Source organism: Neisseria cinerea (assembly GCF_900475315.1).
Taxonomy (GTDB): Bacteria; Pseudomonadota; Gammaproteobacteria; order Burkholderiales; family Neisseriaceae; genus Neisseria; species Neisseria cinerea.
Window position 1 is genome coordinate 1,673,334 of record NZ_LS483369.1, and the last position, 16,708, is coordinate 1,690,041.

12 protein-coding genes and 1 tRNA gene are annotated in these 16,708 nt (G+C 46.5%); all 13 read left to right on the top strand.

The window, feature by feature from the left end; genetic code table 11:
• Positions 1 to 3: 3 nt before the first annotated feature.
• The 13 genes from DQM57_RS08645 to tuf all read left to right on the top strand — a co-directional run bounded on the left by DQM57_RS08645 (position 4) and on the right by tuf (position 16,706).
• Positions 4 to 79, top strand: a tRNA-Trp gene (locus DQM57_RS08645).
• A 115-nt stretch (positions 80 to 194) separates the two neighbouring features.
• Entirely contained in the window at positions 195 to 473 is a 279-nt protein-coding gene (secE, locus tag DQM57_RS08650) for a preprotein translocase subunit SecE (protein WP_003677922.1), read from the top strand.
• Position 474: 1 nt separating this feature from the next.
• Complete coding sequence (gene nusG / locus DQM57_RS08655) at positions 475 to 1,011, top strand: transcription termination/antitermination protein NusG (protein ID WP_003677920.1); 537 nt, start codon at positions 475 to 477, stop codon at positions 1,009 to 1,011.
• Positions 1,012 to 1,112: 101 nt separating this feature from the next.
• The gene (gene rplK / locus DQM57_RS08660) at positions 1,113 to 1,547 is read left to right on the top strand and encodes a 50S ribosomal protein L11 (RefSeq protein WP_002220151.1); all 435 of its coding nucleotides are present in this window, start codon (positions 1,113 to 1,115) and stop codon (positions 1,545 to 1,547) included.
• Positions 1,547 to 2,242, top strand: coding sequence for a 50S ribosomal protein L1 (gene rplA, locus DQM57_RS08665; protein ID WP_003677918.1), 696 nt, complete (start codon positions 1,547 to 1,549; stop codon positions 2,240 to 2,242). Before rplK ends, rplA begins: the two co-directional genes overlap by 1 nt.
• 223 nt (positions 2,243 to 2,465) lie before the next feature.
• Positions 2,466 to 2,966 (top strand): 50S ribosomal protein L10, encoded by a 501-nt coding sequence (gene rplJ / locus DQM57_RS08675; RefSeq protein ID WP_003677917.1) that lies wholly within the window; start codon positions 2,466 to 2,468, stop codon positions 2,964 to 2,966.
• 58 nt (positions 2,967 to 3,024) lie between these two features.
• Complete coding sequence (gene rplL / locus DQM57_RS08680) at positions 3,025 to 3,396, top strand: 50S ribosomal protein L7/L12 (protein ID WP_003677916.1); 372 nt, start codon at positions 3,025 to 3,027, stop codon at positions 3,394 to 3,396.
• Between the two features lie 188 nt (positions 3,397 to 3,584).
• Complete coding sequence (gene rpoB, locus DQM57_RS08685; protein WP_107960880.1) at positions 3,585 to 7,763, top strand: DNA-directed RNA polymerase subunit beta; 4,179 nt, start codon at positions 3,585 to 3,587, stop codon at positions 7,761 to 7,763.
• Positions 7,764 to 7,919: 156 nt separating this feature from the next.
• Positions 7,920 to 12,095 carry a DNA-directed RNA polymerase subunit beta' gene (rpoC, locus tag DQM57_RS08690; RefSeq protein ID WP_107859603.1) on the top strand — a complete coding sequence of 1,392 codons (4,176 nt, stop codon included), beginning with the start codon at positions 7,920 to 7,922 and terminating at the stop codon, positions 12,093 to 12,095.
• 257 nt (positions 12,096 to 12,352) lie between these two features.
• Entirely contained in the window at positions 12,353 to 12,724 is a 372-nt protein-coding gene (rpsL, locus tag DQM57_RS08700) for a 30S ribosomal protein S12 (RefSeq protein ID WP_002218431.1), read from the top strand.
• Between the two features lie 117 nt (positions 12,725 to 12,841).
• Positions 12,842 to 13,312 (top strand): 30S ribosomal protein S7, encoded by a 471-nt coding sequence (gene rpsG, locus DQM57_RS08705; RefSeq protein WP_002240962.1) that lies wholly within the window; start codon positions 12,842 to 12,844, stop codon positions 13,310 to 13,312.
• An 18-nt stretch (positions 13,313 to 13,330) separates the two neighbouring features.
• Complete coding sequence (gene fusA / locus DQM57_RS08710; RefSeq protein WP_003677908.1) at positions 13,331 to 15,436, top strand: elongation factor G; 2,106 nt, start codon at positions 13,331 to 13,333, stop codon at positions 15,434 to 15,436.
• Between the two features lie 85 nt (positions 15,437 to 15,521).
• Positions 15,522 to 16,706, top strand: coding sequence for an elongation factor Tu (gene tuf / locus DQM57_RS08715; RefSeq protein ID WP_002215366.1), 1,185 nt, complete (start codon positions 15,522 to 15,524; stop codon positions 16,704 to 16,706).
• Positions 16,707 to 16,708 lie beyond the last annotated feature (2 nt).

Sequence of the window (16,708 nt, forward strand, 5' to 3'; positions counted from 1 at the left end):
TAGAGGCCAATAGCTCAATTGGTAGAGTATCGGTCTCCAAAACCGAGGGTTGGGGGTTCGAGACCCTCTTGGCCTGCCAAATAAAAAAATTAACCGGCCTTGTGCTGGTTAATTTTTTTGTATTTATAATTCGGTAAATTCTCTTGCCATTTGTATGGATCAAGAAAAGTCAGATACTGTAGTGGGTAAATAATATGACAGAACATACGTCTGAGAAAAAGACTGCCAAGGTAGGTCAGTTGGTCGAGGGGAATAAGGAGCCTTCATCCAATATTGGTAGGGAAGGGCTCTTCGCATATTTCTCAAACTCTTGGTTAGAGTTTAAAAAAGTAGTTTGGCCCAAGCGAGAAGATGCTGTCAAAATGACTATGTTTGTTATAGTGTTTGTAGCTGTGCTTTCTATATTTATCTATGCGGCAGATACGGCAATCTCATGGTTATTTTTTGATGTGTTGCTGAGAAGGGAAGGTTAAAATGGCAAAAAAATGGTATGTTGTACAAGCGTATTCAGGATTTGAGAAGAATGTCCAACGAACATTGGAAGAGAGAATTGCCCGTGAGGAGATGGGAGATTATTTCGGACAAATTCTGGTACCTGTAGAGAAAGTTGTTGATATTCGCAATGGTCGTAAGACTATTAGTGAAAGAAAGTCATATCCGGGGTATGTGTTGGTGGAAATGGAAATGACGGATGATTCTTGGTATCTTGTAAAGAGTACGCCTCGTGTTTCCGGATTTATCGGAGGAACGGCTAATAAACCCATGCCTATTAGCCAAAGAGAAGCTGAAATTATTTTGCAGCAGGTTCAAACTGGTGCTGAGAAACCCAAACCAAAAATCGAATTTGAAGTTGGTCAGCAGATACGTGTGAATGAGGGACCGTTTGCCGATTTTAATGGTGTTGTTGATGAAGTTAATTATGAGCGGAACAAGTTGCGTGTATCTGTTCAGATATTTGGTCGTGAAACACCTGTCGAGCTGGAGTTTGGGCAAGTTGAGAAGATTAACTAATTTTATACTTGAAAAATAAGTATTAAAACGATAAAATTAAAAATTAATTTGGGGAGCGGAAATGGTTCCGCGTTATACCCGTTTCTAGGAGTCCTATAAAAGTGGCAAAGAAAATTATCGGCTACATTAAACTGCAAATTCCTGCAGGTAAAGCCAATCCATCTCCCCCAGTTGGTCCTGCTTTGGGTCAACGTGGTTTGAATATCATGGAATTCTGTAAAGCATTTAATGCTGCAACCCAAGGTATGGAACCTGGTTTGCCAATTCCAGTTGTTATTACTGCATTTGCGGATAAATCATTCACTTTTGTGATGAAAACCCCGCCGGCTTCTATCTTGTTGAAAAAAGCTGCCGGTCTGCAAAAAGGTAGTTCTAATCCTCTGACTAACAAAGTGGGTAAACTGACCCGCGCTCAGTTGGAAGAAATTGCTAAAACTAAAGAGCCTGATTTGACTGCTGCTGACTTGGATGCTGCTGTTCGTACTATTGCCGGCTCTGCTCGTTCAATGGGTTTGGATGTGGAGGGTGTTGTATAATGGCTAAAGTATCTAAACGCTTGAAAGCTCTGCGCTCTTCTGTTGAAGCTAACAAACTGTACGCAATCGACGAAGCAATTGCTTTGGTTAAAAAAGCTGCTACTGCTAAATTTGACGAGTCTGTTGACGTGTCTTTCAACCTGGGTGTTGACCCTCGTAAATCTGACCAAGTTATTCGTGGTTCAGTCGTTCTGCCTAAAGGTACCGGTAAAACAACTCGCGTAGCTGTATTTACTCAAGGTGCAAATGCAGATGCTGCTAAAGAAGCTGGTGCAGATATTGTCGGTTTTGAGGATCTGGCAGCTGAAATCAAAGCTGGTAACCTGAACTTTGACGTTGTTATTGCTTCTCCTGATGCAATGCGTATTGTTGGTCAGTTGGGTACCATCTTGGGTCCTCGTGGTCTGATGCCAAACCCCAAAGTAGGTACTGTTACTCCTAACGTTGCTGAAGCAGTTAAAAATGCAAAAGCAGGTCAAGTACAATACCGTACAGATAAAGCCGGTATCGTTCACGCAACTATCGGTCGTGCTTCTTTCGCTGAAGCTGACTTGAAAGAAAACTTCAATGCGTTGTTGGATGCTATCGTCAAAGCTAAACCTGCTGCTGCTAAAGGTCAGTATCTGAAAAAAGTTGCTGTATCCAGCACTATGGGTTTGGGTGTTCGCGTTGATACTGCAAGCGTGAACAACTAAGAAATTTTCAGGTAATCCGGTTTTCTGGATTATCTGAATTTGGGCTACTTAAAATTAAGTAGATGTCCAAGACCGTAGGGATCGTAAGATTTAATCGTAACTGCCCTACGCAGACGGTAGTCCTGAAACACATTGCAAGATTGCTTGTAAGATGTCTTTTTAGGTTACCGCGCTGGTGGGATATCATTTCGGTATCCTGTTTATAAACAGTGGGAGGTAGACCTTGAGTCTCAATATTGAAACCAAGAAAGTGGCCGTAGAGGAAATTAGCGCAGCAATTGCTAACGCTCAAACTCTCGTAGTCGCTGAATATCGCGGTATCAGTGTTTCCAGCATGACTGAGCTTCGTGCGAATGCACGTAAAGAAGGCGTTTACTTGCGCGTTCTGAAAAATACTCTGGCTCGTCGCGCAGTAGAGGGTACTTCATTCGCAGGTTTGGCCGATCAAATGGTTGGTCCGTTAGTTTACGCTGCTTCTGAAGATGCTGTTGCTGCTGCTAAAGTGCTGCACCAATTCGCGAAAAAAGATGACAAAATTGTCGTTAAAGCCGGTTCTTACAATGGTGAAGTAATGAATGCTGCTCAGGTTGCGGAGTTGGCTTCTATTCCAAGTCGCGAAGAGCTGTTGTCCAAACTGTTGTTCGTTATGCAAGCTCCTGTATCAGGCCTTGCGCGTGGTTTGGCTGCTTTGGCAGAGAAAAAAGCTGGCGAAGAAGCCGCTTAATCGATTTTGTTTCATTTAATCAATTATTTTTTAATACAATATTTGGAGTATAAATAGCATGGCTATTACTAAAGAAGACATTTTGGAAGCCGTTGGTTCCTTGACCGTAATGGAATTGAACGACCTGGTTAAAGCTTTTGAAGAAAAATTTGGTGTTTCTGCTGCTGCAGTTGCAGTTGCAGGTCCTGCAGGTGCTGGTGCAGCTGCTGCTGAAGAAAAAACTGAATTTGACGTAGTATTGGCTTCTGCCGGTGATCAAAAAGTTGGCGTGATTAAAGTTGTCCGCGCTATCACTGGTCTGGGTCTGAAAGAAGCTAAAGACATCGTTGACGGTGCACCTAAAACTCTGAAAGAAGGTGTTTCTAAAGCTGAAGCTGAAGACATCCAAAAACAACTGGAAGAAGCCGGCGCTAAAGTCGAAATCAAATAATTTGATGCTTCCTATGAAGGCTGGCAGTTTTCTGCCAGCCTTATTTTGCTTCTTAAAATAAACATCAGCCATTGTTTACATTTATTTGCATGGTCTTTATAAAATCATTGCAAATAAATGTAAATATCAGATTGATGCATACCGTTTTTCAGACGGCCTATTATTTAAAATTGCTTTTCGGAGTGTATATGAGCTATTCGTTTACCGAGAAAAAACGTATCCGTAAGAGTTTTGCAAAGCGAGAGAATGTTTTAGATGTTCCTTTCCTGCTGGCAACCCAAATTGATTCTTATGCGAAATTTTTGCAGCTGGAAAATGCTTTTGACCAACGCACTGATGATGGTCTGCAAGCAGCATTTAATTCTATTTTCCCGATTGTGAGCCATAACGGTTATGCGCGCTTGGAGTTTGTGCATTACACATTGGGCGAGCCTTTGTTCGATATTCCTGAATGCCAATTGCGCGGTATTACTTATGCTGCTCCATTGCGTGCCCGTATCCGTTTGGTAATTTTGGATAAAGAAGCATCTAAGCCGACTGTAAAAGAAGTTCGTGAAAACGAAGTGTATATGGGCGAAATACCATTGATGACGCCAAGTGGCTCTTTTGTTATCAATGGTACGGAGCGCGTGATTGTTTCCCAGCTGCACCGTTCTCCCGGCGTGTTTTTTGAGCATGACCGTGGTAAAACACATTCTTCCGGTAAGCTGTTGTTCTCTGCTCGTATTATTCCTTACCGTGGTTCATGGTTGGATTTCGAATTTGATCCGAAAGATTTGCTGTATTTCCGTATCGACCGCCGTCGTAAAATGCCGGTTACGATTTTGTTGAAAGCTTTAGGCTACAACAATGAACAAATTTTGGATATTTTCTACGACAAAGAAACTTTCTATTTGTCTTCAAACGGTGTTCAAACTGATCTGATTGCAGGCCGTCTGAAAGGTGAAACTGCCAAAGTTGATATCTTGGATAAAGAAGGCAATGTACTGGTTGCCAAAGGTAAACGCATTACTGCGAAAAATATCCGTGATATTACCAATGCAGGCTTGACTCGTCTGGATGTAGAGCCAGAAAGCCTGATAGGCAAAGCATTGGCTGCTGACCTGATTGATCCGGAAACCGGCGAAGTATTGGCTTCTGCTAACGATGAAATTACAGAAGAACTGTTGGCTAAACTTGATATCCATGGCGTAAAAGAAATTACGACCCTTTATATCAATGAATTGGATCAAGGCGGTTACATCTCCAGCACTCTGCGTACAGACGAAACTGCTGATCAGCAAGCTGCACGCGTAGCGATTTACCGCATGATGCGTCCTGGCGAACCGCCTACCGAAGAAGCTGTTGAGCAGCTCTTCAACCGCTTGTTCTTCAGTGAAGACAGCTATGATTTGTCTCGCGTAGGCCGTATGAAATTTAATACGCGTACATACGAGCAAAAACTGTCTGAAGCACAACAAAACTCTTGGTATGGCCGTTTGTTGAACGAAACTTTGGCCGGAGCAGCTGAAAAAGGCGGTTACGTTCTGAGCGTTGAAGACATTGTTGCTTCCATTGCTACATTGGTTGAACTGCGTAACGGTCATGGCGAAGTAGACGATATTGACCACTTGGGTAATCGTCGTGTTCGTTCTGTGGGTGAGTTGACTGAAAACCAATTCCGCAGCGGTTTGGCTCGTGTAGAACGTGCAGTTAAAGAGCGTTTAAACCAAGCAGAATCTGAGAACTTGATGCCGCATGACTTGATCAATGCGAAACCTGTTTCTGCCGCGATTAAAGAATTCTTCGGTTCTAGCCAATTGAGCCAATTTATGGATCAGACCAACCCATTGTCTGAAGTAACCCATAAACGCCGTGTATCTGCATTGGGCCCGGGCGGTTTGACTCGCGAACGTGCAGGCTTTGAGGTGCGAGACGTACATCCGACCCACTATGGCCGTGTATGTCCTATTGAAACACCTGAAGGTCCAAACATTGGTTTGATCAACTCATTGTCCGTTTATGCGCGTACCAATGATTATGGTTTCTTGGAAACTCCTTACCGCCGTGTTGTCGATGGCAAAGTAACTGAAGAAATCGACTATTTGTCTGCTATCGAAGAAGGCCGTTATGTGATTGCACAGGCAAATGCCGATTTGGACAAAGACGGTAATTTGATTGGTGACTTGGTTACTTGTCGTGAAAAAGGCGAAACCATTATGGCAACGCCTGACCGCGTTCAATATATGGACGTGGCAACCGGTCAAGTGGTATCCGTTGCAGCATCTCTGATTCCATTCTTGGAACATGATGACGCGAACCGTGCATTGATGGGTGCCAACATGCAACGTCAGGCTGTACCTTGCCTGCGCCCTGAAAAACCGATGGTTGGTACCGGTATCGAGCGCTCTGTTGCCGTTGACTCTGCAACTGCAATCGTTGCCCGCCGTGGTGGTGTGGTTGAGTATGTAGATGCCAACCGCGTTGTGGTTCGTGTTCATGACGATGAAGCGACTGCAGGTGAAGTGGGTGTCGATATTTATAACTTGGTTAAATTCACCCGTTCCAACCAATCTACCAACATCAACCAACGTCCGGCCGTAAAAGCAGGTGATGTGTTGCAACGTGGTGACTTGGTGGCCGATGGTGCATCTACCGACTTGGGTGAATTGGCTTTGGGTCAAAACATGACCATCGCCTTCATGCCATGGAATGGTTACAACTACGAAGACTCGATTCTGATTTCCGAAAAAGTGGCAGCGGACGATCGTTACACTTCGATTCACATTGAAGAGCTGAACGTTGTTGCACGTGACACTAAATTGGGTGCAGAAGACATTACCCGCGATATTCCGAACTTGTCCGAACGTATGCAAAACCGTTTGGATGAATCCGGTATCGTATATATCGGTGCAGAAGTAGAAGCCGGTGACGTCTTGGTAGGTAAAGTAACACCTAAAGGTGAAACCCAACTGACTCCTGAAGAAAAACTGCTGCGTGCCATCTTCGGCGAAAAAGCATCCGACGTAAAAGATACTTCATTGCGTATGCCTACCGGCATGAGCGGTACCGTTATCGACGTCCAAGTCTTCACTCGTGAAGGTATCCAACGCGATAAACGTGCTCAATCCATTATTGATTCTGAATTGAAACGTTACCGTCAAGATTTGGGCGATCAATTGCGTATTTTCGATAATGACGCATTCGACCGTATCGAGCGTATGATCGTCGGCCAAAAAGCCAATGGTGGTCCGATGAAGCTGGCTAAAGGCAGCGAAATCACTACCGAATATTTGGCAAGCCTGTCCAGCAAACATGATTGGTTTGATATCCGTCTGGCTGACGAAGACTTGGCCAAACAGTTGGAACTGATTAAATTGAGCCTGCAACAAAAACGCGAAGAAGCGGATGAGTTGTATGAGATCAAGAAGAAAAAACTGACCCAAGGCGACGAGCTGCAACCGGGCGTACAAAAAATGGTGAAAGTATTTATCGCCATCAAACGCCGTCTGCAAGCCGGTGACAAAATGGCGGGTCGCCACGGTAACAAAGGTGTGGTATCACGCATTCTGCCAGTTGAAGACATGCCTTACATGGCTGACGGCCGTCCGGTAGACATCGTACTGAACCCGTTGGGCGTACCTTCCCGTATGAACATCGGTCAAATTTTGGAAGTTCACTTGGGTTGGGCGGCAAAAGGTATCGGCGAACGCATCGACCGTATGCTGAAAGAGCAACGCAAAGCCAGCGAGCTGCGTGAGTTCTTGAACAAACTCTACAACGGCAGCGGTAAGAAAGAAGATTTGGACAGCCTGACAGATGAAGAAATCATCGAATTGGCTTCTAACCTGCGCAAAGGTGCATCTTTCGCATCTCCTGTATTCGACGGTGCGAAAGAGTCTGAAATCCGCGAAATGTTGAATTTGGCTTACCCAAGCGAAGATCCTGAGGTTGAGAAACTGGGCTTCAACGACAGTAAAACTCAAATCACGTTGTATGACGGCCGTTCAGGCGAAGCATTTGACCGCAAGGTTACAGTCGGTGTGATGCACTATCTGAAACTGCACCACTTGGTTGACGAAAAAATGCACGCCCGTTCTACCGGTCCATACAGTCTGGTTACCCAGCAGCCTTTGGGCGGTAAAGCTCAGTTCGGTGGCCAACGTTTCGGTGAGATGGAGGTTTGGGCATTGGAAGCATACGGTGCGGCATACACGCTGCAAGAGATGCTGACAGTGAAGTCTGACGACGTGAACGGCCGTACCAAAATGTACGAAAACATCGTCAAAGGCGAACACAAAATCGATGCCGGTATGCCTGAATCCTTCAACGTATTGGTTAAAGAGATTCGCTCACTGGGCTTGGATATCGATTTGGAACGCTACTAAACAGAAGTTTTCAGACGGCCTTTTAAGGTCGTCTGAAAAAGCGGTTTCAGAATAAGAATGAAGCAATCGGCATTTAGGCCGTCTGAAATCAAAAGTATCGTTTCTCAATATCGAAAATCCGCCATGCGGTAAAAATACTTCCTTCAAGGAGCAAAAATGAATTTGTTGAACTTATTTAATCCGTTGCAAACTGCCGGCATGGAAGAAGAGTTTGATGCCATCAAAATCGGTATTGCCTCTCCCGAAACCATCCGCTCATGGTCTTACGGCGAAGTTAAAAAACCTGAAACCATCAACTACCGTACGTTCAAACCTGAGCGCGACGGTTTGTTCTGCGCCAAAATCTTTGGCCCGGTCAAAGACTATGAATGTTTGTGCGGTAAATACAAACGCTTGAAATTTAAAGGCGTAACCTGTGAAAAATGTGGCGTAGAAGTGACCCTGTCCAAAGTACGCCGCGAACGCATGGGCCACATTGAATTGGCTGCACCAGTTGCACACATTTGGTTCTTGAAATCCCTGCCTTCCCGCTTGGGTATGGTACTGGACATGACTTTGCGCGACATCGAACGCGTATTGTACTTTGAAGCATTTGTGGTAACCGATCCCGGCATGACTCCGTTGCAACGTCGTCAATTGTTGACTGAAGACGATTACTACAACAAACTGGACGAATACGGCGATGACTTTGATGCCAAAATGGGTGCAGAAGGTATCCGCGAATTGCTGCGCACCTTGGATATTACCGGTGAAATCGAAATCCTTCGTCAAGAGCTGGAATCTACCGGTTCTGACACCAAAATCAAAAAAATCGCCAAACGTTTGAAAGTATTGGAAGCCTTCCACCGTTCCGGTATGAAACTGGAATGGATGATTATGGACGTGCTGCCGGTATTGCCGCCTGATTTGCGTCCGTTGGTTCCATTAGATGGCGGTCGTTTTGCCACTTCCGATTTGAACGATTTATACCGTCGCGTCATCAACCGTAACAACCGTCTGAAACGACTGCTGGAACTGCACGCTCCTGACATCATTGTTCGCAATGAAAAACGTATGTTGCAAGAAGCGGTTGACTCGCTGTTGGATAACGGCCGTCGCGGTAAAGCCATGACCGGTGCCAACAAGCGTCCACTGAAATCATTGGCAGACATGATTAAAGGTAAGGGCGGTCGTTTCCGCCAAAACCTGCTGGGTAAACGTGTGGACTACTCCGGTCGTTCCGTGATTACCGTAGGTCCATACCTGCGTCTGCACCAATGCGGTCTGCCGAAAAAAATGGCTTTGGAACTGTTCAAGCCGTTCATTTTCCATAAACTGGAAAAACAAGGTTTGGCATCTACCGTTAAAGCAGCGAAAAAATTGGTAGAGCAAGAAGTACCAGAAGTATGGGACATCTTGGAAGAAGTCATTCGCGAACATCCGATTATGCTGAACCGTGCGCCGACCCTGCACCGTTTGGGTATTCAAGCGTTTGAACCTATCCTGATTGAAGGTAAAGCCATTCAGCTGCATCCGTTGGTATGTGCCGCGTTTAACGCCGACTTTGACGGTGACCAAATGGCGGTACATGTTCCATTGAGCTTGGAAGCGCAAATGGAAGCACGCACGCTGATGCTGGCTTCAAATAACGTATTGTCTCCAGCTAACGGCGAACCAATCATCGTACCTTCTCAAGATATCGTATTGGGTCTGTACTACATGACCCGCGACCGTATCAATGCTAAAGGCGAAGGTAGCCTGTTTGCTGATGTGAAAGAAGTGCATCGTGCATACCATACCAAACAGGTTGAACTGGGTACGAAAATTACCGTACGTCTGCGCGAATGGGTGAAAAACGAAGCAGGTGAGTTTGAGCCTGTCGTTAACCGTTATGAAACAACCGTCGGCCGTGCATTGTTGAGCGAAATCTTGCCTAAAGGCCTGCCGTTCGAGTACATCAACAAAGCGCTGAAGAAAAAAGAAATTTCTAAACTAATTAACGCATCATTCCGTCTGTGCGGCTTGCGTGACACAGTTATTTTCGCCGACCACCTGATGTATACCGGTTTCGGTTTTGCGGCTAAAGGCGGTATTTCCATTGCGGTTGACGATATGGAAATTCCGAAAGAAAAAGCAGCCTTGCTGGCCGAGGCTAATGCCGAAGTTAAAGAAATCGAAGACCAATACCGTCAAGGTTTGGTAACCAACGGCGAACGTTACAACAAAGTGGTCGATATTTGGGGTCGTGCCGGCGATAAGATTGCTAAAGCGATGATGGACAACCTGTCCAAACAAAAAGTCATCGACCGTGACGGCAACGAAGTTGATCAAGAGTCCTTCAACTCTATTTACATGATGGCCGACTCTGGTGCCCGTGGTTCTGCGGCTCAGATTAAACAGTTGTCCGGTATGCGTGGTTTGATGGCTAAACCTGACGGCTCGATTATTGAAACGCCGATTACCTCAAACTTCCGCGAAGGTCTGACCGTATTGCAATACTTTATTGCGACCCACGGTGCACGTAAGGGTTTGGCGGATACCGCATTGAAAACCGCGAACTCCGGTTACCTGACCCGTCGTCTGGTAGATGTAACTCAAGACTTGGTCGTTGTTGAAGACGATTGCGGTACTTCAGACGGCTTTGTCATGAAGGCAGTGGTACAAGGCGGTGATGTAATTGAAGCATTGCGCGATCGTATTTTGGGTCGTGTTACCGCGTCTGACGTTGTCGATCCGTCAAGTGGCGAAACATTGGTTGAAGCAGGCACGTTGTTGACTGAAAAACTGGTAGATATGATCGACCAATCCGGTGTCGATGAAGTCAAAGTCCGTACTCCGATTACTTGTAAAACCCGACATGGCTTGTGTGCGCACTGTTATGGTCGCGACTTGGCACGCGGTAAGCTGGTTAACGCCGGTGAGGCAGTTGGTGTGATTGCTGCACAATCCATTGGTGAACCGGGTACCCAGTTGACCATGCGTACGTTCCACATCGGTGGTGCGGCATCCCGTGCGGCAGCAGCCAGCCAAGTTGAAGCCAAATCCAACGGTACGGCACGTTTCAGCAGCCAGATGCGTTACGTTGCCAACAATAAAGGCGAATTGGTTGTCATCGGCCGCTCTTGCGAAGTCGTGATTCACGACGATATCGGTCGCGAACGTGAACGTCACAAAGTACCTTACGGTGCAATCCTGCTGGTACAAGACGGCGCAGCCATTAAAGCCGGCCAAACGTTGGCAACTTGGGATCCGCATACCCGTCCGATGATTACCGAACACGCAGGTTGGGTGAAATTCGAAAACGTGGAAGAGGGTGTAACCGTTGCCAAACAAACTGACGATGTAACCGGTTTGTCCACTTTGGTGGTGATTGACGGTAAACGCCGTTCCAGCAGCGCATCCAAACTGCTGCGTCCGACTGTGAAACTGTTGGATGAAAACGGTCTGGAAATCTGTATCCCGGGTACTTCTACTCCGGTATCCATGGCATTCCCAGTGGGCGCTGTGATTACCGTACGCGAAGGTCAGGAAATCGGTAAAGGTGACGTATTGGCGCGTATTCCGCAAGCCTCTTCCAAAACCCGCGACATTACCGGTGGTCTGCCGCGCGTTGCCGAGCTGTTTGAAGCACGCGTGCCGAAAGATGCAGGTATGCTGGCGGAAATTACCGGTACCGTTTCCTTCGGCAAAGAGACCAAAGGCAAGCAACGTCTGATTATCACTGACGTGGACGGTGTAGCATACGAGACTTTGATTTCCAAAGAGAAACAAATTCTGGTACACGACGGTCAAGTGGTAAACCGCGGTGAAACCATCGTGGACGGAGCTGTTGATCCGCATGATATTCTGCGTCTGCAAGGTATCGAAGCACTGGCACGCTACATTGTTCAAGAGGTGCAAGAGGTTTACCGTCTGCAAGGTGTGAAGATTTCCGATAAACACATCGAAGTCATCATCCGTCAGATGCTGCGCCGTGTGAATATTGTCGATTCAGGAGAAACCGAATTCATTACCGGTGAGCAAGTCGAACGCGGCGATGTGATGACAGCCAATGAAAAAGCGTTGGAGGAAGGTAAAGAGCCGGCACGTTACGAAAACGTATTGTTGGGTATTACCAAAGCCTCCCTGTCTACCGACAGCTTCATTTCTGCTGCATCGTTCCAAGAAACGACCCGCGTTCTGACCGAAGCCGCCATCATGGGCAAACAAGACGAGTTGCGTGGTCTGAAAGAGAACGTAATTGTCGGTCGTTTGATTCCTGCCGGTACTGGTTTGACTTACCACCGCAGCCGTCATCAACAATGGCAAGAGGTGGAGCAGGAGACTGCTGAAACCCAAGTAACGGATGAATAATCTTTGGTGCGTTTATCCAATACAAAACCGCAAGCTTTAAGCTTGCGGTTTTTCTTTCAGACGGCATTTAAATTATTAGTGATTTCCTTTCTGGTAATAGTTGTTTATGAGTATAAGGGACCTAAATGTTTATCTGAAAAAAGAAAAATGATGAATCTTCCTGATCTTGCGCTTGACTGTATGCTTGCAATAAAAATATAATTCCACTCTTGTCGACATGGTGTCGGCAAGTATTTAACTCAACAGGACGAGAAAATATGCCAACTATCAACCAATTGGTACGCAAAGGCCGTCAAAAGCCTGTGTACGTAAACAAAGTGCCTGCACTGGAAGCTTGCCCGCAAAAACGTGGCGTGTGCACCCGTGTATACACAACTACCCCTAAAAAACCTAACTCTGCATTGCGTAAAGTGTGTAAAGTTCGCCTGACCAACGGTTTTGAAGTGATTTCATACATCGGTGGTGAAGGTCATAACCTGCAAGAACACAGCGTTGTACTGATCCGCGGCGGTCGTGTAAAAGACTTGCCAGGTGTACGTTACCACACTGTACGCGGTTCTTTGGATACTGCAGGTGTTAAAGACCGTAAACAAGCCCGTTCTAAATACGGTGCTAAGCGTCCTAAATAATTATCGGGACTCAAATAGGCACGTCGGCCGCCTAAGCTGAACAACGGCCGAGTAAGTGAATACTCAATTGGGTATTCATGGGAATTGACCCAACTGAATAGATTAAAGGAAATTAAAATGCCAAGACGTAGAGAAGTCCCTAAGCGCGACGTACTGCCAGATCCTAAATTCGGCAGCGTTGAGCTGACTAAATTCATGAACGTATTGATGATTGACGGTAAAAAATCTGTTGCAGAACGTATTGTTTACGGTGCGCTGGAACAAATTGAGAAAAAAACCGGCAAAGTAGCAATCGAAGTATTTAACGAAGCCATTGCAAACGCCAAACCTATCGTGGAAGTGAAAAGCCGCCGTGTAGGTGGTGCAAACTACCAAGTTCCTGTTGAAGTTCGTCCTTCACGTCGTCTGGCTTTGGCAATGCGCTGGGTTCGTGACGCGGCCCGTAAACGTGGTGAGAAATCTATGGACCTGCGTTTGGCAGGCGAATTGATTGATGCGGCTGAAGGTCGTGGCGGTGCGTTGAAAAAACGTGAAGAAGTACACCGCATGGCTGAAGCCAACAAAGCATTCTCTCACTTCCGTTTCTAATTTTGAAAGGCTAATAAAATGGCTCGTAAGACCCCGATCAGCCTGTACCGTAATATCGGTATTTCCGCCCATATTGACGCGGGTAAAACCACTACTACAGAACGTATTTTGTTCTATACCGGTTTGACTCACAAGTTGGGCGAGGTACATGATGGCGCGGCTACTACCGACTACATGGAACAAGAGCAAGAGCGTGGTATTACCATTACCTCTGCTGCCGTAACTTCCTACTGGTCCGGTATGGCGAAACAATTCCCTGAACACCGCTTCAACATCATCGATACCCCGGGACACGTTGACTTTACCGTAGAGGTAGAGCGTTCTATGCGTGTATTGGATGGTGCGGTAATGGTTTACTGTGCGGTGGGTGGTGTTCAACCTCAATCCGAAACCGTATGGCGTCAAGCTAACAAATACCAAGTACCACGCTTGGCGTTTGTAAACAAAATGGACCGTCAAGGTGCAAACTTCTTCCGTGTTGTCGAGCAAATGAAAACCCGTTTGCGTGCAAACCCAGTGCCTATTGTTATTCCGGTGGGTGCAGAAGACAGTTTCACCGGTGTTGTTGACCTGCTGAAAATGAAATCCATCATTTGGAATGAGGCCGATAAAGGTACGACCTTTACTTATGGCGACATTCCTGCCGAATTGGTTGAAACTGCCGAGGAATGGCGTCAAAACATGATTGAAGCCGCAGCAGAAGCCAGTGAAGAATTGATGGATAAATACTTGGGTGGCGATGAGCTGACCGAAGAAGAAATCGTAGGTGCATTGCGTCAACGTACTTTGGCAGGTGAAATCCAACCTATGTTGTGTGGTTCTGCATTTAAAAACAAAGGTGTTCAACGTATGTTGGACGCAGTTGTAGAGTTGTTGCCTGCTCCTACCGATATTCCTCCGGTTCAAGGTGTTAACCCTAACACTGAAGAAGCTGACAGCCGTCAAGCCAGCGATGAAGAGAAATTCTCTGCATTGGCGTTCAAAATGTTGAACGACAAATATGTTGGTCAATTGACCTTTATCCGCGTTTACTCTGGCGTTGTGAAATCCGGTGATACCGTATTGAACTCAGTAAAAGGTACTCGTGAACGTATCGGCCGTTTGGTACAAATGACTGCTGCAGACCGTACTGAAATCGAAGAAGTACGCGCTGGTGATATTGCAGCCGCTATCGGTCTGAAAGACGTTACTACCGGTGAAACCCTGTGTGCTGAAAGCGCACCAATTATCTTGGAACGCATGGAATTCCCTGAGCCGGTAATCCATATTGCCGTTGAGCCGAAAACCAAAGCCGACCAAGAGAAAATGGGTATTGCCCTGAACCGTCTGGCTAAAGAAGACCCTTCTTTCCGTGTCCGTACAGACGAGGAATCCGGTCAAACCATTATTTCCGGTATGGGTGAGCTGCACTTGGAAATTATTGTAGACCGTATGAAACGTGAATTCGGTGTGGAAGCGAATATCGGTGCGCCTCAAGTGGCTTACCGTGAAACCATCCGCAAAGAAGTTGAAGCTGAATACAAACACGCCAAACAATCTGGTGGTAAAGGTCAATACGGTCACGTTGTGATCAAAATGGAACCTATGGAACCGGGTGGTGCAGGCTACGAATTTATCGACGAAATTAAAGGTGGTGTGATTCCTCGCGAATTTATTCCGTCTGTCGATAAAGGTATCCGCGATACCCTGCCTAACGGTATCGTTGCAGGTTACCCAGTAGTTGACGTACGCGTACGTTTGATCTTCGGTTCCTCACACGATGTCGACTCCTCTCAACTGGCCTTCGAATTGGCTGCTTCTCAAGCCTTCAAAGAAGGTATGCGTAAAGCCAATCCTGCTCTGCTTGAGCCAATCATGGCAGTTGAAGTGGAAACCCCTGAAGAATACATGGGTGACGTAATGGGTGACTTGAACCGTCGTCGTGGCGTTGTATTGGGTATGGATGATGACGGTATCGGCGGTAAGAAAGTCCGTGCCGAAGTACCTCTGGCAGAAATGTTCGGTTACTCAACCGACCTGCGTTCTGCAACCCAAGGCCGCGCTACTTACTCCATGGAGTTCAAAAAATACGCTGAAGCTCCTGCTCACGTAGCTGCTGCTGTAACTGAAGCCCGCAAAGGCTAATTAGAAAAGGCCGTCTGAAACTGAAAATAAATTTTCAGACGGCCATTGTTCTTTAATCGATCTTTATATGTAAAGGAATTAGCTCATGGCTAAGGAAAAATTTGAACGTAGCAAACCGCACGTAAACGTTGGCACCATCGGTCACGTTGACCATGGTAAAACCACTCTGACTGCTGCTTTGACTACTATTTTGGCTAAAAAATTCGGTGGCGCTGCAAAAGCTTACGACCAAATCGACAACGCTCCCGAAGAAAAAGCCCGCGGTATTACCATTAATACCTCACACGTAGAATACGAAACCGAAACCCGCCACTACGCACACGTAGACTGCCCGGGTCACGCCGACTACGTTAAAAACATGATTACCGGTGCTGCCCAAATGGACGGTGCGATCTTGGTATGTTCCGCAGCTGACGGTCCTATGCCGCAAACTCGCGAACACATCCTGTTGGCCCGCCAAGTAGGTGTACCTTACATCATCGTGTTCATGAACAAATGCGACATGGTTGACGATGCCGAGCTGTTGGAGCTGGTTGAAATGGAAATCCGTGACTTGCTGTCAAGCTACGACTTCCCAGGTGACGATTGCCCGATCGTACAAGGTTCTGCACTGAAAGCCTTGGAAGGCGACGCTGCTTACGAAGAAAAAATCTTCGAATTGGCTGCTGCTCTGGACAGCTACATCCCAACACCTGAGCGTGCTGTGGACAAACCTTTCTTGTTGCCTATCGAAGATGTATTCTCTATCTCTGGCCGTGGTACAGTAGTAACCGGTCGTGTAGAGCGCGGTATCATCCACGTTGGTGACGAGATCGAAATCGTAGGTCTGAAAGAAACCCAAAAAACCACTTGTACCGGCGTTGAAATGTTCCGCAAACTGCTGGACGAAGGTCAAGCTGGTGACAACGTAGGTGTATTGCTGCGTGGTACTAAACGTGAAGACGTAGAGCGTGGTCAAGTATTGGCTAAACCGGGTACTATCACTCCTCACACCAAGTTCAAAGCAGAAGTATACGTACTGAGCAAAGAAGAGGGTGGTCGTCACACTCCGTTCTTCGCTAACTACCGTCCACAATTCTACTTCCGTACTACCGACGTAACCGGCGCGGTTACTTTGGAAGAAGGTGTAGAAATGGTAATGCCGGGTGAGAACGTAACCATTACTGTAGAACTGATTGCGCCTATCGCTATGGAAGAAGGTCTGCGCTTTGCGATTCGCGAAGGTGGCCGTACCGTAGGTGCCGGCGTGGTTTCTTCTGTAATCGCTTAATT